Source organism: Iodidimonas nitroreducens, from assembly GCA_000710935.1.
GTDB lineage: Bacteria > Pseudomonadota > Alphaproteobacteria > Sphingomonadales > Rhodothalassiaceae > Iodidimonas > Iodidimonas nitroreducens.
This window is the reverse complement of sequence record BAYV01000032.1, coordinates 1-18,619: the sequence shown is the minus strand read 5'-3', so window position 1 is coordinate 18,619 and position 18,619 is coordinate 1. Positions and strand designations below refer to the sequence as shown.

Here is an 18,619-nt window from a genome sequence, read left to right as displayed (position 1 = left end):
ATGCCTGTCCTTATCCTTATTTCAGCCGAAAGCCGGCGCGCCCCACAAGGCTGGGGCCTTCGCGGCCTGCGCCGGGGGCATCAGCCTTGCGCGGGGCATAGCTGATCATATCATTATGCAAATAGCGTTCGATATCGGTGGGCAGGGTTTCCCCATCCATGGGCAGGGCCAGCCGCCGGGCATCGGTGGGCTTCACCAGATAGGGGGTGACGATCACCACCAGTTCGGTTTCCCTCTGGCGAAAGGCATCGGACCGAAACAGCGCGCCCAGAATGGGAATATCGCCAAGGCCGGGGAATTTACGCACATCCTGCGACAGATTGTTCTGCATCAATCCGGCAATCGCGAAGCTTTGCCCGCTGCCCAGTTCCACGGTGGTTTCCACTTTGCGGGTGGAAAGAGCAGGGACCGCAATGCCGGACACGCTGATCGCCCCGTTATTGCTTAATTCGCTCACCTCAGGCGCCACCCGCAAGGTGATTTTTTCATTCGATTCCACAAAGGGGGTAAAGGCCAGCCGCACCCCGAATTCGCGAAATTCAATGGCAATGCCATCTTCATCGGGGATCGGAACGGGAAATTCTCCGCCCGCTAAAAAAGTGGCGGTTTGCCCGGTCACGGCAGTGAGATTGGGTTCCGCCAGCACCGAAATCAGCCCTTCGGTTTCCAGCGCATCGAGCACCGCATTCAATTGCACATTGCCGGTGCTGCCTTGAAACAACAGGCTATCAGCACCGCCATCGGCAAGGAACTGCGTGGTCGGCAGGCCGGTCACGGGATCGACGATGGTTTGGGTGATATTACGGCCGGTAAACAGCCCGATGGTGGCATCGCCGATATCAAAAAGCGATTCCCAGTTCACCCCCAGTTGCTTGAGGGTGGAGCGGCCGACTTCGGCAAATTTCACCCGCAGGTTCACCTGTGTGGGCTGCACGACGCTGATCTGATTGACCACATCCATGCCCAGAAAGGATTTGGCATAGCGTTCGGCGGCTTCGGCGGCAGCGGCATTGGGGGCCACGCCTTTCAAAAGCCCCATGCCATTGACCATCTGCACCTGGATCGATGAATCGGGCAAAAGCTGTTCATAAAGGCTATCGAGCTGAGCGAGATTGGTGGTCACCTGCAAAACGGTGCTATAGATCGGCCGTTCATCATCGCCCAAGGCATAAAGGGTGGTTTCACCGGGCGAAACCCCGAACACATAGATCAGCCGGGGCGATTTCACCTGCACATCGGCGATCCCGGGATTGGTGATGAAAATATCCGTAGCCGGGCGATCCAGCCGCAAAAGCACGCCTTTATTGGTTTCCAAAGCCAGCACTTCGCCATTGGTATCTAGGCGGGTGGCATTATCCGCAGCAGAAGCCGCGCCGCTTTGCCACAAGCCGATCAGGGCCATTATCAGGGCCAGCAAAAAAGGCTGAAAGGCGGCGGCCTGTAATCGCCGGATTTGGTGCCTGTTGCGGATCATTGGCCTGGCTCCCTTGGGAATTCGAGGACGGAAATCTCGCTGCCACGGCTCAATTTCACGCTGTTTTTGTTTTGATTGGGGTCTACCGGCGGCAAAAGGCTGCTCACATCGGCATCCCAGCTATAGGAATTTTTGGCCATGCCGGCCCCGTCACCCGCCTTGTTCGAGGCGGTGGCCCCATCCTGCCCGGCCAGGCTGCGCAGGCTTAAAGTGAGATCGCCCAGATTGCTCAAAATCGCCACTTTTTCAGCAATTTTGGGGGTCACTTCTACCGTTGCCGTTTTGCCGATTTGCGGGGTTTGTGCGCCATTGGCATCTGTTGGCGCGCTATTGGTCCGGGTATCGATGGCCAGTATCCGCAGATTTTCCACCACCGTTTCGCTGGCATGGCGCATCATGCCTTCGCTATCGGCCACCTGATGGTTCAGGATCAGATCCACCCGATCGCCGGGGAAAACAAAGCCCGAAACCCCGCTCACCTGATTGATGGAAAGGGTGATAGCCCGCATTCCAGGGGTAAGGGCAGCGGCCAAAAAGCCCTGGGCACCGGGGGCCACCAGATGGGCGCGGGTCATCGGTTCGCCCGCCAAAAGGGCGGTGCGCACCACATGGCCGGTAAATTCATCAGGGTTCACTTTGCCTTCGGCCAGATAGCCATCATGCAGCCCTTCATCGGGCCAGGCCTGCCAGCGTAATTGATCGCGCTTGATGATGGTGCCAATGGGCAGCGCCGTTTTGGCTACCAGAAGCTTCAGGCTCACCGGGACTTTTTCAGCCTGAACTTGCGGGGCTTCCTGCGGCGAAGAGCCCAGCATCGAGCGGGCCACAAGGGCGGTGATGCCGGCCATGGCCAAAGCAGCGATCACAAGAAGGATGGATCTGATCGGCATCATTTAAACTCCGCTCGGTGTTGCGTGCAGAAAGGCAAGGAAGGGGGGCAGCAAAAAAGCGATGCCGCCACAGGCGATGGCCACCCCATAGGGCACGCCTTCCAGGGAGGAATCGGGGAAAGAATCGGGGGAGGAATCGGAATTATTTCGGTTTTTCTGGCGGATGATCATGATCAGCGCCAAAATCCCCCCGGACAGCGCCATGATCAGCACAAATAAAGACAGACCCGATGGCCCCGCCCACAAAGCCATGGCAGGAATCAGCTTGGCATCGCCGCCGCCCATGATGCCAAAAGCAAACAAAGCCACCGCCAAGGCAAAGCTTAGCGCAAAGATCAGCAGGTGCATCGGCCATGCCGGAACCAAACCCAAAAGGGCGCCAAGGGGGAAAAGAACAATGGCCAGCAAAGGGATAGCATTGGGAATGATCCGCGCCCGCAGATCGCTGATCGCGGCCCAGACCAACAAGATAATTAAAATTATATTTAAAATTAGAAGCATTTTGCCCGATTTGTCTTATGTGCGTTGAGTATAGTCGTAGAAAAAATAAGTTAATGTTTGGTGTGCATGGGGGATTTAACACGAAGGTGCGGTGCCAGATGAAAAACCGGAAAAAAGCGAAATCACGTCTTTCAATGGCTGGTAAATTCCCCTTAATAGATTAGACTTTAATGTAAATTTGAACCAATGATCAGCGGAACCGCTCAATGCCTACGGAATATCGTGAAATCGGCTTTTCCTTGGCCGAGCTGGCGCAGGCGATCCATGCCCATGCCACCAGCCAAAGCCCTGAATTGCCGCCAGCCCAGCCTACGGCTTTGCGGATTTTGAACGATCCTGAAATCGAGGTGCATGTGCGTTTTGGCCCCGATGAAGAAGAACGCTTTTCAGCAGGCGAGGTGACGGCTGCGCTGATCCGCCATGCCAAATCCATTGGCGTGCCGGTGGCGCGCAAGGCGCGGAAAGCGCTGGCTACCAAGAATAATACCCTGATCCTGAAGCTGTGGATGTAAAGCTTTGGCCGCCCCGCCCTTTGGGCTTTCAAAAATCGGGATATGAGGTGAGCGCCGGGCCCAAAGCCTGTTTCAGAGGGTCGAGCCAGGGTTCGAAATGCCGCCATTGGGCCAGCCCCTTGGCGCTGATCGGTTGACGCACCTGTTCTGAGCTTGCGGTGCGCACGGATCGCTTGTTTTTATGGAACTGAAGGCACGCGTCTTCAAAGGGCAAGCCGCAGAAATCGAGAAGCGCACGCACCGTATTTTCGGTATCGGCCACCAGCTTTTCATGATGCACGCGAAAAATCCGGCCCGGCAAAACCCGATCCCAATGGTCCATCATCTCGACATAGGCGCGATAATAGCGGCCCATATCCTCAAGCCTGTAGGTAAATTCCTGACCTTCGGCAAAAAGCTGCTTATAGCCCGAAAAGCAGCAGGCCATGGGATGACGCCGGGCATCGATGATTTTGGCGCGGGGCAAAATCAGATGAATAAGCCCGATATGGCGGAAATTATTGGGCATCTTATCGGTGAAAAAGGGGGCATTCTGGCGATGTATTCTCGTATTCTCGATATAATCGCGGCCTAAGTCTTCGAGCTTTTCCGCGCTTAATTCTTGCAATATGGCCGGATAGCGCGATGCCGCACGGCCTGATGTTCGCCCCCGCAAGCGATGCGCCAAAGCAAGGATATTGGGCAATTCCAAGGTGCCATCAACTTCGGAATGCGAGGCCAGTATCTGCTCCACAAGCGTTGAGCCCGCGCGCGGCAAGCCTAAGATAAAGATCGGATCTGGGGCCATATGGCCCTGATCGGCCTGTTTTTGCATCAATTGGGGGGTGCAGATGTCGGCCTGCGCCTTTAATTCGGCTTCCATCTGATCGCTGCGATAGGATATCTGGCGGGATTTCAGATCATTCCCCCGGGCATAAAAACGAAAGGCGGTTTCATAATCGCCCCGATCTTCATAAGCCTTGCCTAGCGCAAAGCAGAAATAAATCCGCTCCTGAGGGCCAATCCAGGCCGATTGTTCCTGCGCCTTCATCTGCGCTCTATCCTCATCGGAAAAGCGATAGGTTTTGAGATTGGCCAGGGCATAATAAGCTTCAGCATGATCGGGCCGGGCAGCAAAAGCTGCGCGATAGGATGTGATGGCGGCTTCGCGATCCCCCCGGGTTTTCAAGGCATGACCGCGAGAGGTGAGGGTGGCGGGATCATCGGGCAGAATAGCCAATACCCGATCAAAAAGATCAAGAGCCAGATCATAATCGCCAAGCTGAAGGGATTCAATGGCATAATGGGAGAGAAAAACCGGATTATTCGGGTCTTTTTCATAAAGCAGCCGGGCCTGATCCCGGGCGGCTTCGTATTTTTGCCGCTTGCGCAGCACCTCGATATAATCGAGCCTGATATCGATCTGATCGGGGGCGAAAACCAAAGCGCTTTCAAGCAGAAAATCGGCATCTTCCAAAACCCCCATACGCACGCCGATGGCCGCCAAAAGCCGCATGGCATCGATATGATGGGGATGAGCCTGCAAAAAAGCCCGGCATAAGGCTTCGGCTTTGAGGGGCTTTCCTTCATGCAGCAGCAGGCTGGCATCGAGCAGCTCCTTTGGCAAGGCCATCAGTTTTTCTGCCTGCCCCCGCGCCTGACGGGCCGGGCCCAATCGGCCGAGCTGCTCGAAAAGATCAGCCTGGGCCTTCCAGCTTGCGATCAGGGCCGGATTGAGCCGACAGGCCCGCTCATAAGCCTTCAGCGCCTCTTCGGGCCGCTGCACCGCCCGCAAAAGATGCCCTTCTTCCTGAAAAGCCCGGGCAAAATCGGGGGCCACTTCTTTTAGCCGCACCAGCTTATGGGCGGCTTCATCACTGCGCCCCAGATAACGCAGGCACACCGCCGCCATATAAAGACCATCGGGATGATCGGGGCTTTTGGCGAGAAGATCATCCAATTCCTGAAGGGCAGTCGCGATCTGTCCCGCCTTCATCAGGCTTTTAGCGGATTTTAAATCCTGTTGGGCCTGATCGTCTGTCGGGCTTTCCGCGTCGATTTTTGGCATAATACCATCCCCTTTTCAGCAAAATGCCGCCCCGCGAACGGGACGGCACGATAAGGCTGATCGCTTTACATCGTCAAAGGCTTACATCTGAAAGCCAACGCGAAAGCCGATGGTCAAAGGCCTGCTGGGGGTCGTTCTTTCCCGATCGAAAACAAAATTATTCGCCTGTTCGGCCCGGGAATTCGTCAGATTCTCGCCATAAACCTCAAAAGACCATTGCGCGGATGTGAGCCCGGCGGCCAGCGCCAAAGTCGCGCTATTATCGATTTCCGCTCGATTGATGGTGATGATATCGCTGAACGATTCGCCCGAATAGACAATCTGCGGCATCACATGCGCCCGGTAATCATCAAAGGCATCCCATTCATAGCGGGCCCGCAAATTGCCCTGAAATGTGGGCGCAAAAGCCAGATCATCGCCTTTTCGCACATCATCGGTGGGGGTGAGCACCTTGGTGATTTTGGTATCGAGAAGCGAAAAGGCCCCGGTGAAGGATAAGCCCGGAACGGCCATGGGGAACCACGAGATATTCCCTTCCATGCCATAGATTTCAGCATTTGCGGCATTATCTGAAAAGAACAGATTGACGATGGATGGATCGAAAATCGTGGTTTGCAGATTTTCCACATCCACATAAAAGGCATTCCCATTGAAGCGGACGGCGTTATTGAACAGATCGAGCTTCCAGCCGATTTCATAATTGGTCACTTCATCGGTATCGAGGGCGAACGGCACCGTGAAATTCCCCGGCCCCTGCGCGCCGCCGGGCCTGTTCAGCAAACCGGGGCGGAAGCCTTCGGAAAAGGTTGCATAAAGCAGGGCATTTTCGGTGGGCGTCCAATTGATGGTGGCCTTGAAGATCACGCCATCGGTTTTGGCCTTATCCGGGGCATTTTCCAAAGCATTGAGCACCTGATTGGCCTGGGCTTCGCTCAAGCCTGCGGCCATGATCTCGTCAAGGCTTTGGCCTTTGGTAAAAGTTTGCAAAAGATCGGTATTGCAGCTTCCCCGAAAGGTGAATTGATCATCGCCGTTGAAAACATCGCTGATATCCGTGCCAAAGGCATTGATATCGGGCTGGAAGCTGTTGCAGAAGGAGCCGTTCGCACTGCCCTCCATATCCACTTCCACATCATAATAGCGCGCGCCCAAAACCACTTCCAAAGTATCGGGAATGGCAACGAATGTGGCCTCACCAAACAGGCCCAATTGCTGATCCGTGCGCTTGATATCATTGCGGAAAATCACCCCTGCCGGGAAAGGCCCGGGATCGGAGGTAAAGCCCGTGGTAAAGGGGAAATTGGGGAAAAAGCCCGGTGAACCGAAAATATCGGCCTGCAAAGATCCCGGATAGTGGAAATCATTGCGTTCCTTGATCGTCAGATCGCTGTAAAAACCGCCGACCGTTGCATAAACACGATAGCTATCGGGCGTGGTGAAGCGCAATTCATGGGTCTGCACCTCAGTATCGGTGATGCTATCGACAAAAAGATTGGGCGGCTGGCAGGTGCCCACCGGCCCCGCAGCGCCGGGATAGGTGACCGAGCTATCGCAGATATAATAAGGTAGATACTGCCCGGCGAACAGATAATCGGAATAATCCACCCGCTGATCGGTTTCCCGATCCGTATAGGCGCCGGTATAAACGAGATCGAGCATCCCCAGGCGGCCTTCCAGCGTCCATGAGGTATTGTGGAAATCATCTTCCAGCTCATCTTCTTCAAAACGCTGGATTTCCATATCGCCCAATTCGGGATCATCAAAGAAAACACCATCGCTTTCAAGACTTTGGCGCATATGCCCCACGGTCAGTGACCAATCGGTATTGATCGCCCAATAGGTGCTGAAGCGAAAGCCCTTATAGGTCGTGTCGTTGAAATCCTCTTCCACCAATTCGGCATTATCGGCTTCCAGGAAGGTAACATTCGACAGATCATCGGTGGATTGAAAGCCTGCCCGATTGGCGGAAACCGGCACACCATTCGCGCGCACTGTGCCTTCGGGCCGGAAACGCGCCGAGGATGACGCATCGCGTGTTCCCGCCACATTATCGATATAGCCACCCTGATCATCATTATAGAAAACAGCGCGGACCGCCAATTTATCATCGATCAGCGGAATATTGATCACACCTTCCGCCTTGTTGCTCATCTCGCCGCCCTTGGTGAAAGAGACGCCGAAATTAGCCTTGACCTGAAATTCGTTCAAAACCGGCTTGTTGGTGATCAGGCGAATGGTCCCGGCCTGAGAACTGGCCCCGAACAAAGTGCCCTGTGGCCCGGGCAGCACCTCGATCCGCTCCATATCAACAGCATAAACATCCAGATTGCGCCCCGGTTGCGACAAAGGCTGCTCATCAAGATAAAAGGCGACATTGGGGGCGAGACCCGCAACGCCTGCGGTGGTGAGATTCGGTGTGGTTGAGGCCAGCCCGCGGATATAAATGGTGCTTTGCCCCGGACCGCTGCCGCCCGCCGTAACCCCGGGCAGTTCTTTCAGATAATCCGTGAAATTATCCACATTCAACCGGTCGAGATCACCGCCATTGAGTGCCATCACAGAGACAGGAATGTCTTGGCTGCTCTTAGCTCGTTTCGTAGCAGTAACAATGATCTCTTCGATCTGTGCATAAGCGTGTGTGCTGCCAAATGTAGCAGTCAGCGTTGACAGAATCGCAAGATTCAATTTGCAATGACGAGAAATCATTTGCTTTTTCCTCTTTTGATAAAAATTGAACGCATTTCATATACACAGATAGAAAATATTGCACGGTTTTTTTTACTTTAACTATATTGATTATAACAATTTCGCGATCATTCATTACACAATAAAAAATATGTAATGCTTATTATAGATGGATTATTTATTGAATGATATTTGGGGTATATACTGGATGCTATCATGGGCTGACGGCGCGCGCCAAAGTCGCGGCCATGTATAGGGCGGGTGAAATAGGGGCAAAAAAAAGGGGCCATGGCGATTGCCACGGCCCAAGTTCAGGGAGGAAACGCCCACGGAGGGCGGTGGAAAGGGGGGAAACCTGTTCCACATCTCAAGAATTAAGCACATTCTGGAAAAATTCAACCTCAATCGCCTCACTTTTCGCACAAGTCCCCGTGACATGCCTGTGTGATAGACTTCTTTTGCCCCAATCCGGTTTGGGCCACAGGCACAAATTAAGTGATCTTTGTTATATTTCCCTCATCTGGCCGCCATAAAACTTTAACCCCCCACCCGTAGGAACAGGATCAACAGATCGTACGTCTCGGCAACCCATTGCACAGGATATGGGATATGAGCCAAAGCTTCAAACTGGGCCTCACGCTTCCTTTGATGTCGCTTCTCACTTTGCCACGATCAAAAACGTCTCCATCCTCCCAATCTTCTCTCAAAGCGGCTGACCCAGCCCATCCTGCAGCACAATATCCTGATCAGGAGAAAAAGGCCGGGAAGCCGAAAAAGCCCAAAAAATCGGAAAAGCGCCATTATCGCAGCATCTTCATTTCCGATATTCATCTGGGAACCCGAGGCTGCCGGGCGGATTATCTGATCGATTTTCTGCGCCATGTGGACTGCGAAAAGCTCTATCTGGTGGGTGATATCATCGATGGCTGGCAATTGAAAAAAAGCTGGTATTGGGATGATCAGCATCATGCAGTTCTGCGTAAAATCCTGAAATTTGCCGAAAAAGGGACCGAGGTTATCTATATCCCCGGCAATCATGATGAGGCTTTGCGCGATTATATCGATCTGGATTTCGCGGGTGTAAAGATCATGAAGGAAGCGATGCACCAAACCGCAGATGGCCGCACTTTCTGGGTTTTGCATGGCGATGCTTTTGATGCCATTGTCCTTTATCATAAATGGCTGGCGCATCTGGGCGATCATGCCTATGGCCTTTTATTGCGGCTGAATACCAGCTTCAATCATCTGCGGCGGCTTTTCGGCTATTCCTATTGGTCGCTTTCGGCCTTCTTGAAATACAAAACCAAACACGCCGTTGCCTTCATGTCGCGCTTTGAGGAAACCGTTGCCAAACAGGCGGCGCATCGCGCGGTGGATGGGGTGATCTGTGGCCATATCCACCATGCTGAAACCCGCATGATCGGCGATGTGCTTTATTGCAATGATGGCGATTGGGTGGAAAGCTGCACGGCCCTGGTGGAGCATAGCGATGGGCGATTGGAAATTCTGCGCTGGGCCGATGAAATCTCGGCCCGCACCGGCGGCCGCACCCTGATCCCCTATTTTTCTAAAAAATCGGCAAAACAAGAGGTGGCGGCATGAAAATCTGTATCGCCACCGATGCCTGGCATCCCCAGATCAATGGCGTTGTCCGCACCCTGCAGATGACCAAACAGGCGCTGGAAGAACTGGGCCATCAGGTGCTGATCATCAGCCCTGATCAGTTTTTGACCATTCCCTGCCCCAGCTATGCCGATATCCGGCTGGCTTTGGCCCGCCCCGGTCGGATGGGGGCCATGATTTCTGATTTTGCCCCGGATGCCCTTCATATCGCCACCGAAGGCCCCATCGGCTGGGCGGCGCGGCGCTGGTGTTTGCGCCATGATCTGCCCTTTACCACCGCTTGGCACACCAATTTTCCCGATTATGTCGCTTTACGCTCGCCCATCCCCGAACGCTGGCTTTATGGGGCGATGCGCCGTTTTCATGCGCCATCGGCTGGCATCATGGTGGCCACCCCCACTGTTGCCAGAAAGCTTCGATCAAAGGGGTTTGGCAATATCCGCCCTTGGTCGCGCGGGGTGGATACCGCCCTGTTTCGCCCCCATCTGCCTTATCCCGATGATCTTTTGCCCGCAGATCTTCCCCGGCCCCTGCATTTATGCGTAGGCCGGGTGGCGGTTGAGAAGAATATCGAGGCGTTTTTGAGCCTTGATCTGCCCGGCAGCCAGATCGTGGTAGGGGATGGCCCGGCGCGCGCCGCCCTTTCGGCCCGCTATCCGCGCGCGATTTTTACCGGCAGCCAAAGTGGCGAGGCTTTGGCCCGGCTTTATGCGGCGGCGGATGTTTTTGTTTTTCCCAGCCGCACCGATACTTTTGGTCTGGTGATGCTCGAAGCTTTGGCATCCGGTGTGCCGGTGGCGGCTTTCCCTGTTGAGGGGCCGCTCGATGTGATCGGCGCCGATGGGCGGGGGGTGATACCCGATTATCACGTGCTTATTGGCGGGCTTGACGATGATCTGCGCACCGCCATCAGCAGGGCGCTCACTGCCCGGCCCGAGGATTGCCGGCGCTATGCCGAAGCCTTCAGTTGGCAGGCGTCAGCCCATCAGTTTCTCAGCCATCTCTATGTTCCGGCCGAAATGCCGGATCAGGCGGCTCTTGTGGCTTGAAGGGTTTGCTATCGGGGGCGCGCAGATAGCTTAAAAGCGAGAGCAAAAGGCACGCCCCCAAAAAGCCGAAAACCGCCCGATAGGCATTTTCGGGCAAGGCCGCCATCTGATCGAGGGGGGCCATATCCCCTTGAAACCAGCGCGCCACCAGCCCGCTCAAGGGCTGCAAAATGCCCACACCCCCCATCACCAGCATGTTGCTCACCGTCATGCCCCGGCCAATGGTTTCATAGGAATAAAGGGATCGGGCATGGGCCACGGCCACGCTGAAATAGCCGGTGCCGGCGCTGATCAGAAAAAACAGACCGGGCAAAAGCCATAAAGGCGGTCGCCCCCAAAAAGCCAGCAGCATGAAAATCGCCATCACCATCCCGCAGCCGGGCACCACGATCCATTTGCGGCTGTTGAAGCGGCGATCAAGGGGGCCAAAACACAAAGGCCCGATCACCGATCCCGATGCCATCAACAAAAGCACATTGCCGCGATCCACCGCTTGAAGCCCATAAATATCGGCCAGATAAGGCCCGCCCCACAGGGCCGTGATGCTCACCACCGAGCCATAACCGCAAAATAAAAGCGGCATCAAAGGCCATAAGCGCCGATCCGCCAGAATCTGCCCCACACCTTGAAGGCTTTGGATCAAACCCTCGCTCCGGCCCGATGACAAAGACCGCCCGCGCAAGGATTCCGGCAAGGCGAGAAGCATGAGGATCACAAATCCACAGGCAAGGGCGGCCGCGCCAAACAGGCTGATCCGCCAGCCTGTCTGTTCGATCAACAGGGCAAAAGGCGAGGTCGCCAGCAAAATCCCGCTATTGCCAATGGCCAGTTGCAATGAGGTGAGGGAAGCAAAGCGATCCGGCTCGAATGCGCGGGCGAAAATCACCATCGCCCCCATCAAAAGGGGCGCGCAGCCCACCCCCATCAGAACCCGCCCCGCCATCAGCATGAACAGATCATCCGCCATGGCAAAAACCGCACAGCCCAGCGCCACGATGATCATGAAGCTGGCCATCACCCGGCGCGGTCCAAAACGATCAAGGGCCATGCCCACCGGCAATTGCATGGCGGCAAAGCCCAGAAAAAAAGCGCCGGTCATGGTGCCGAGACCCGCCGACCCCACATCAAGGCTTACCGAGAGTTCCGGCCCGAGTACGGCGATGGAATTGCGCAGAAACTGCGAGAGGATATAAGCCGGACCCAGAACAATGAACAAACGGATCAGCATGGGTCGCGTTCTTTCCTTGTGATTTGAAAGCCCGATTGACAAAAGTCGATCAAGGCTGATTGATCAGGCATGGTTTCAATTGCGCTCTATCAGCATAGATGCGTAAAAACCATAGATCATGCTGAACATATCTTCAGCCGATAGGGCAAAAAGCCCGCCTCAGTCTGAAAGCCCTTTTTTGTGATCGCTTTTCTTTTATCGAAAACAGCTTTTGATGCGCTTTTTCTGCCCGCTGCCATCGCCGCTGCCTTCATCGCCTTTGCCCCCATGCGCGATAAGCCCCATCCGGCGGGTATCGGCCTTGCCATCGCCTTCTGGATGGGCGTGTTGATGATTCGCACCCTGCCGATCTGGCCCGCTGTGGGGGGGATGGGCTTGACACCTTATCTGGGGATCGCCGGGCTTGGCATCGGGCTTTTTGCGGATCGCCCGCGCTTTCGGCTGCTGGCCTGTGGTTTTTTCGTCCTGCTCATCCCTTTGATCACAGTGTTGCTGATTGGTCCGCAGGAATATGGCGGCCGGTTGCGCGGGGGGATATGGCTGATCTATCCTTCGCTCATTGCGGCGGGTTTTCTGATTTTTGGTCGGCTCGTGCTGATGGGGCCACGGTTGGCTGCGGGCCGGGCCCTGTTTTTTGCCAGCACGGCTTTATGCGTTGTCGCCTTTCTTTATGGCACCCGCCTCGGCCTTCATGCCCTTAGCCTTAGCGCTGCCATTGCGGGCACCGGTCTTGCATTATGGCGGCTTCAAATGCGCTGGCCTTATTCCGCAAGTTTTGCTGCGGGCAGCCTTTATTTCGCACTGGCCGCCACCCTGATTTTTTCACGCGATATGCTGGCCTTGCCGGTGGCGATCAGCTTCCTTGCCTTTTTCGTGCCGTCTCTTGCTTTATGGGCGGCAAAATCAAAGCCTGCCGCCCGCCTGATTTTTGAAATAATCGCGGGATCGATCATTATTTTAAGTGCGGGGCTTGTTTTTACCTATCCGCTTTAGGGGCAGGGCCCCTTATCCCATGGTCAATCCTCCATAGTCACTACCACCTTGCCGGTGGAACGCCGTTCATCCAAAGCCTGCAAGGCGCGCACGGCGGTATCCAAGGGCTCATGATGGGAAATATGCGGGGTGATTTTGCCCTCTGCCAGCCATGCCAGAAGCTGCTGCATCGAGCCCATCAAAACCTCTGGCCGTTTTTTGGCATAAGACCCCCAATAAAGCCCCACCACCGAAATATTCTTCACCAGCAAAAGATTCGCCGGGATCTGGGGAATGGTCCCCGATGCAAAGCCGATCACGATGATCCGCCCTTCAAAATTGATGGCGCGCAGGCTGTCGTCAAACGCTTTGCCCCCCACCGGATCATAGATCACATCGGCCCCCCGGCCTTTGGTGATGTCTTTCACCCGGGCGCGCAGATCATCAGTTTCATAATTGATCAGATGATCGGCGCCTTTCGCTTGCGCCACCGCAAGCTTTTCATCGCTGGAAGCCGTGGCGATCACGGTGGCCCCCATCAGCTTGCCGATCTCAACCGCGGTCAGCCCCACGCCCCCTGCCGCCCCATGCACCAGCAAAACCTCACCGGCCTTCAGCTTTGCCCGATGCGCCAGCGCCACATGGCTGGTGCCATAAGCAACCGAAAAAGCTGCCGCCACGTCAAAATCGACCGATGGTGGAATGGGCAGGGCCATGGCCGCGGGCACCACCGCTTCCTGGGCCAAACCGCCCGTGCCGATCATCGACATCACCCGATCACCGGGCTTCAGCCCCGTCACATCATCGGCTACGGCGATCACCTCACCGGCGATTTCCCCGCCCGGAATGAAGGGAAGCGGCGGCTTTTCCTGATAAAGCCCTTTGATCAGCAAAATATCGGCAAAATTGATTCCACAGGCCCGCACCCGCAGCTTGATATGGCCCGGTAGAAGGGCCGGGCTTTCGCATGTCTCAACAATGAGCTTGTCAAGACCGCCGGTTTCATGGACGCGCGCCGCTTTCATTGCCATTCTCCATCGCAATTCTTTTTGGGCTGGAAAGGCTAGGCGGATGAACGCATTTTCACAAGCCGCCAATCTGGCAGGGTGCAGGGTTGTTTTTCTGTCCTCGCCCCGGCTCCCTTTTTTACGTCCTCCCGGGCCACAAGAATTGTCATTCCGGGCCACAAGAATCGTCATTCCGGGCTTGACCCGGAATCCATCTTTGGCATGCTCAGCCCTTCACGAGGTGGACCCCGGCTCGGGGGCCGGGGTGACGTGTGGGGGTGACGGGATAAAAAAACCCCCGCCGGAGGGGGCGGAGGTTTTGAAAATCCCGGCTGACTCGGGGAATTATCCGAAAAGATTATTCAGGGTTAGTTGGGGCGTTCGTAGCCGCTGTTGAAGCAGTACCAAGCTCGTTGCTGGCTCTGCTGAAAATATCGGTCAGGCTTCCACCCAAAGCCGTCATGGCACCGATGGCGGCAACGGCGACGAGGGCGGCGATCAGGCCATATTCGATGGCCGTGGCGCCTTTTTCATTTTTCCGTAAAGCGCGAAGAAGTTTGAACATGGAGTGTGCTCCCATTTGATTTCGAGGTCCGATAACAGGAGCATGTTGTGAAAATATTGATATGAAGTTAAAGGATGAGTGGCATTTGACTAAAGAAAAGAAAGCCGAATTTAGGTCAAAACTTAGACGATTTTTTATAAATATTTGAAAGGCTTTTGGGGATGAAGGATCACACCATCCGGCAAAGAAGCAGAATTTTGCCCAAGGGCATGAAAAAGCTTGATCTTTCAACATCGGATGGCACCCGCCTGCGAATGATGCTGTGGCGGCCCGAAGGGGCCCGGGGCAGCCTTTTGCTGGTGCCGGGGCGGACCGAATTTATCGAACGCTATGCCGAAATCATTGCCGATTTTTTGGATCGCGGGCTGGCGGTGGCCATTCTTGATCTGCGCAATCACGGGCTTTCCACCCGGCCTTTGGCGAATCGGCACAAGCATTATCTGCGCGATTTCGCACCCATGATCGATGATGTGGGGCTTTTTGTGGTGCGGGCCGAAGATGAGGGCCTGCCCCGGCCCTTTCATCTGCTTGGCCATAGCATGGGGGGGCATGTGGCCCTGCGCTTTGCCCATGATCATCCGCAAACAATCGACAAGCTGATTTTATCCGCCCCCATGGTGGGCATTCATTTCGGGGCTTTGCCGTCAAGTCTCGTGCGGATTCTGGTGCGCGGGGCAATGGCGCTGGGGCGGGGGCAATCCTATGCCCCGGGCCAAGGCGATTGGCGGGGCGATGCAAAGGCCCGTGCGGCCCTGCGCGATTATCTGACATCGGATGCAGAGCGATTCGCTGATGAGGACTGGCAATTGGAGCAGCAGCCCGATCTGAAGCTGGGCGGGGTGACATGGGGATGGATGGCGGCGGCGATAGCATCATGCGATCTTTTGCAAAGCCCGGGCTATGGCCAAAGGATCACCGTGCCCACGGGCTTTATTCTGGCGGGGGCTGATCGGGTGGTGGATAATGATGCCGCCCGCGCTTTGGCCAGCACCATGCCCGATGCCCATGTGATCACCATCCCCAATGCCCGCCATGAACTGATGCGCGAGGCTGATCCCATGCGCGATCAATTCCTGAAAGCCATTGATGATTTTATAGGCGGATGATTTTATCGGGGGATGATTTGGGCGGATTATCTCATGAAGGATTATTTGGCACATCGCGCAGATGATCGAGCACCAGATGATGCAGATCAGCATCCCCCGCCGCAATCACCCGCCCGCCCGCTTGCGCATCATCGCCGCGCCAGCCGGTGATCACCCCGCCCGCACCCCGGATCAGTGGGATCAGCGCCTGCACATCATAGGTTTCCAGCCCCGCTTCCACCACCAGATCGATCATGCCCAAAGCCAGCACCGCATAGGCATAGCAATCAAAGCCATAGCGGGTGATGGGGGCAGAGCGTTCCAGAATTTTAAAGGCGGCCTGCTCCAGCGGGCTGAGGAAATTAACCCCGGTGGTGGAGAGAATCGCCCGATCCAGGCTTTTGCACGGGCGGCATTGGATCGGCTTATCATTCAAATGGGCGCGGCTGATGCCCGATCCGTGAATGCCCAAAAACAGCTCGCCGATATAAGGCTGGGCCACCGCACCGATCACCGGCTGATCCCCATCATTCAGGGCAATCAGCGTGCCCCAGCTAGGCAGGCCCGCCACAAAAGCGCGAGTGCCATCCACGGGATCGAGCACCCAGATGGGGCCGCTTTTGCTTTTCTTTTCGCCATATTCCTCACCAATGATGCCATGATCGGGATAATGGGCTTCGATCAACGCGCGCATGGCGCGTTCGGCCCCGCGATCGGCTTCCGTTACGGGATCAAAGCCGGGCTTGCCGATCTTATCATCCACCGCGATCTGCTGGCGGAAATAGGGAAGCGTGGCCTCCGATGCGGCCTGCGCCAGTTTTTTGGTGAAGGTGGCCAGCTCCAAAAGCTGGTCGGCGGGCAGGCGATCCGACATATGCGGTCTGCTCATGGCTGATCCTTTTATCGTGCCTCTTGTGTTGCTCCGCTGTTTTGACCACATTGCCCCCTATCATGCCAAGACTTCATCCTGACCATCGATGTGATATCCTTGTGATCGGAGCCGGAATCGCCGGGGCTTCGGCCGCAGCGGCTTTATCATCCGATGCCGATGTGATCGTGATCGAGGCGGAAGATCAGCCCGGCTATCACACCACAGGGCGTTCGGCGGCCTTTTATGCCGAAAGCTATGGCGGGCCTTTGATCCAGCCTTTGACCAGTGCTTCGAAAGATTTTTATCTGCACACGCCTGCTGGCTTTGCCGATGTGCCTTTGGTGCATGATCGCGGCTGTTTGCATCTGTATAGCGCCCGGAACAAGGCCAAAGCAAAAGCCCGGGCCGAAGCGCTGGCGGCCCGGCTGCCCGCCATTACGCGGCTTTGTGCCGATGAGGTTTTGGCCCGGGTGCCGGTTTTACGGCCACAGGCGCTGGCCGGGGCGATTTGGGACCCCGATTGCCGCGATCTGGATGTGGCGACGATCCATCAGGGCTATTTGCGCCAGATGCGCCGGCATGGCGGGCGGCTGATCTGCGATGCCCGGCTTTCAAGCCTTTCCCGCCAGCCCAAGGGCTTTTATGCCCAAACCGGCCAGGGCACGATTGCGGCATCCATGGTGATCAATGCCGCCGGGGCGTGGGGGGATGAGGTGGCGCGGATGGCCGGGCTTTCGCCCATCGGCCTTTCGCCCAAGCGGCGCACGGCGCTGGTTTTCAAGCCCGAAAAAACGGCGGTGATGGATGATTGGCCGCTGGTGATCGATTTTGCGGAAACCATTTATTTCAAGCCGGAACAGGGCCGGATTCTCGCCTCGCCCGCCGATGAAACGCCGATGCCGCCTTGCGATGTGCAGCCCGATGAAATGGATATTGCCCTCACCATTGATCGGCTGGAAAAGCTCAGCACTTTGGATGTGCCGAAAATCCTCAATCGCTGGGCCGGTTTGCGCAGCTTTGCGCCCGATCGCGCGCCGGTGGTGGGGCCGGATGGCGATTGCGGCGATTTCATCTGGTGTGTGGGGCAAGGCGGCTACGGCATCCAAACCGCCCCCGCCATGGCCGCCCTGACCAAAGCCCGGGCGCTGGGCCGGGATCTGCCCGATGGGCTGGCGGGCCATGATGTGCGGGCGGCCTGCTATGATCCCGCCCGCTTTCGCCACCCTAAGCTTTAGGGAGCTTTAGGCTATTTGCGCAGCACCGAGGCCAGCCACAAAAGCACGATGGCGCCCAAAGTGGCGACCACCAGATTGCCCAACAGGCCATAAGCCTGAAGGCCCAAAAGCCCAAAGAGGAAGCCGCCAAGCACCGCCCCGATGACCCCCACCAGCAGATTGCCCAAAAGCCCAAAACCCGCGCCGCGCATCAGCTTGCCCGCGATGAACCCGGCGGCCAGACCGATCAGCAAAAACCACAGAAGACTCATGCCCCTGCCCCTTTTTCAGTGTGCGAAGACTTTGGCAAAGGCGCACCGCCAGCAACATGCACCATGCGCTGAGGAAAGGGAATTTCAATGCCTTCGCGATCAAAGGCCAGCTTGACCGCCTTGGTCATATCCCATTTCAATTGCCAATAATCAGCAGAAGCGCACCAGAAACGGGCGATCAGGTTCACCGAACTATCGCCCAGCCCATCCACCAGCACATTGATCGCCGGATCGGCCAGCACCCGGGGATCGGCTGAAATGGTGCGCTCCATCACCGCCATCGCCCGATCCAGATCATCGCCATAGGAAATGCCGCAGGGAATATCCAGCCGACGGGTTTCATGAAAATTGAAATTTCTGATCGATTGGCCCCAGATCTGGCCATTGGGGATGGTGATGCGGATATTATCGGGGGTATCGAGATCGGTGGAAAACAGGCTGATGCTTTTTGCCGTGCCCGCAATGCCGCCCGCATCCACATATTGCCCCACCTTGAACGGGCGAAAGATGAGCAGCATCACCCCGGCCGCGAAATTGGCCAAAGTGCCCTGAAGCGCCAAACCGATGGCCAGGCCCAAAGCCCCGACCACCGCCACGAGGCTGGCTGTTTGCACACCAAATTTT

At 56.0% G+C, this 18,619-nt stretch carries 17 protein-coding genes; 6 read left to right on the top strand and 11 right to left on the bottom strand.

The features are described from left to right. Nucleotides 1-16: 16 nt before the first annotated feature. From AQ1_RS11205 to AQ1_RS11195, 3 genes are read right to left on the bottom strand one after another with little or no spacing between them, the layout of a single operon-like run. Nucleotides 17-1,474 carry a type II and III secretion system protein family protein gene (locus AQ1_RS11205; RefSeq protein ID WP_052371230.1) on the bottom strand — a complete coding sequence of 486 codons (1,458 nt, stop codon included), beginning with the start codon at nt 1,472-1,474 and terminating at the stop codon, nt 17-19. Then, on the bottom strand, nt 1,471-2,367 hold the full coding sequence (gene cpaB / locus AQ1_RS11200; protein WP_052371229.1) for a Flp pilus assembly protein CpaB: 897 nt from the start codon (nt 2,365-2,367) through the stop codon (nt 1,471-1,473). The genes AQ1_RS11205 and cpaB overlap by 4 nt, the downstream gene beginning before the upstream one ends. Continuing rightward, the gene (locus tag AQ1_RS11195) at nt 2,368-2,865 is read right to left on the bottom strand and encodes an A24 family peptidase (protein ID WP_042087331.1); all 498 of its coding nucleotides are present in this window, start codon (nt 2,863-2,865) and stop codon (nt 2,368-2,370) included. Between the two features lie 206 nt (nt 2,866-3,071). On the opposite strand from AQ1_RS11195, the gene AQ1_RS11190 reads away from it, so the two are divergent. After that, complete coding sequence (locus tag AQ1_RS11190; protein WP_042087330.1) at nt 3,072-3,377, top strand: hypothetical protein; 306 nt, start codon at nt 3,072-3,074, stop codon at nt 3,375-3,377. Nucleotides 3,378-3,405: 28 nt separating this feature from the next. On the opposite strand, the gene AQ1_RS11185 is transcribed toward AQ1_RS11190, so the two are convergent. Then, on the bottom strand, nt 3,406-5,424 hold the full coding sequence (locus tag AQ1_RS11185) for a tetratricopeptide repeat-containing sulfotransferase family protein (protein ID WP_042087328.1): 2,019 nt from the start codon (nt 5,422-5,424) through the stop codon (nt 3,406-3,408). An 81-nt stretch (nt 5,425-5,505) separates the two neighbouring features. Further along, on the bottom strand, nt 5,506-8,130 hold the full coding sequence (locus AQ1_RS11180; protein WP_042087326.1) for a TonB-dependent receptor: 2,625 nt from the start codon (nt 8,128-8,130) through the stop codon (nt 5,506-5,508). Nucleotides 8,131-8,718: 588 nt separating this feature from the next. On the opposite strand from AQ1_RS11180, the gene AQ1_RS11175 reads away from it, so the two are divergent. Continuing rightward, nucleotides 8,719-9,711: a UDP-2,3-diacylglucosamine diphosphatase gene (locus tag AQ1_RS11175; protein ID WP_313980327.1), complete on the top strand. Its 993-nt coding sequence runs from the start codon at nt 8,719-8,721 to the stop codon at nt 9,709-9,711. Continuing rightward, a complete protein-coding gene (locus tag AQ1_RS11170) occupies nt 9,708-10,781 on the top strand; it encodes a glycosyltransferase family 4 protein (protein WP_042087324.1) in 1,074 nt (357 codons plus the stop codon). The genes AQ1_RS11175 and AQ1_RS11170 overlap by 4 nt, the downstream gene beginning before the upstream one ends. Here AQ1_RS11170 and AQ1_RS11165 read toward each other — a convergent pair. Next, nucleotides 10,726-12,009 carry an MFS transporter gene (locus tag AQ1_RS11165; RefSeq protein ID WP_042087322.1) on the bottom strand — a complete coding sequence of 428 codons (1,284 nt, stop codon included), beginning with the start codon at nt 12,007-12,009 and terminating at the stop codon, nt 10,726-10,728. The genes AQ1_RS11170 and AQ1_RS11165 overlap by 56 nt on opposite strands. Nucleotides 12,010-12,189: 180 nt before the next feature. Between AQ1_RS11165 and AQ1_RS11160 the strand changes: the two genes are divergently transcribed. After that, on the top strand, nt 12,190-13,002 hold the full coding sequence (locus AQ1_RS11160; RefSeq protein WP_042087321.1) for a hypothetical protein: 813 nt from the start codon (nt 12,190-12,192) through the stop codon (nt 13,000-13,002). Nucleotides 13,003-13,025: 23 nt separating this feature from the next. On the opposite strand, the gene AQ1_RS11155 is transcribed toward AQ1_RS11160, so the two are convergent. Beyond that, complete coding sequence (locus AQ1_RS11155; RefSeq protein ID WP_042087319.1) at nt 13,026-14,006, bottom strand: NADPH:quinone oxidoreductase family protein; 981 nt, start codon at nt 14,004-14,006, stop codon at nt 13,026-13,028. A gap of 340 nt (nt 14,007-14,346) precedes the next feature. Then, a complete protein-coding gene (locus AQ1_RS11150; protein ID WP_042087318.1) occupies nt 14,347-14,553 on the bottom strand; it encodes a Flp family type IVb pilin in 207 nt (68 codons plus the stop codon). Between the two features lie 209 nt (nt 14,554-14,762). On the opposite strand from AQ1_RS11150, the gene AQ1_RS11145 reads away from it, so the two are divergent. Continuing rightward, nucleotides 14,763-15,659, top strand: coding sequence for an alpha/beta hydrolase (locus AQ1_RS11145; protein ID WP_161760579.1), 897 nt, complete (start codon nt 14,763-14,765; stop codon nt 15,657-15,659). Nucleotides 15,660-15,690: 31 nt separating this feature from the next. On the opposite strand, the gene hisN is transcribed toward AQ1_RS11145, so the two are convergent. Next, nucleotides 15,691-16,527, bottom strand: a complete 837-nt coding sequence (gene hisN / locus AQ1_RS11140; RefSeq protein ID WP_462687132.1) for an inositol monophosphatase family protein — start codon at nt 16,525-16,527, stop codon at nt 15,691-15,693. Between the two features lie 101 nt (nt 16,528-16,628). Here hisN and AQ1_RS11135 point away from each other — a divergent pair, with 101 nt between their 5' ends. After that, the gene (locus AQ1_RS11135) at nt 16,629-17,744 is read left to right on the top strand and encodes an NAD(P)/FAD-dependent oxidoreductase (RefSeq protein WP_462687131.1); all 1,116 of its coding nucleotides are present in this window, start codon (nt 16,629-16,631) and stop codon (nt 17,742-17,744) included. 11 nt (nt 17,745-17,755) lie between these two features. Here the strand turns inward: AQ1_RS11135 and AQ1_RS11130 are convergent, their stop codons facing one another. Both AQ1_RS11130 and AQ1_RS11125 read right to left on the bottom strand, forming a co-directional pair. Next, complete coding sequence (locus AQ1_RS11130; RefSeq protein ID WP_042087312.1) at nt 17,756-17,995, bottom strand: GlsB/YeaQ/YmgE family stress response membrane protein; 240 nt, start codon at nt 17,993-17,995, stop codon at nt 17,756-17,758. Then, nucleotides 17,992-18,619 (bottom strand): mechanosensitive ion channel domain-containing protein (locus AQ1_RS11125; protein WP_042087310.1); only part of this gene is annotated, 628 nt, incomplete at its 5' end. The genes AQ1_RS11130 and AQ1_RS11125, both read right to left, overlap by 4 nt.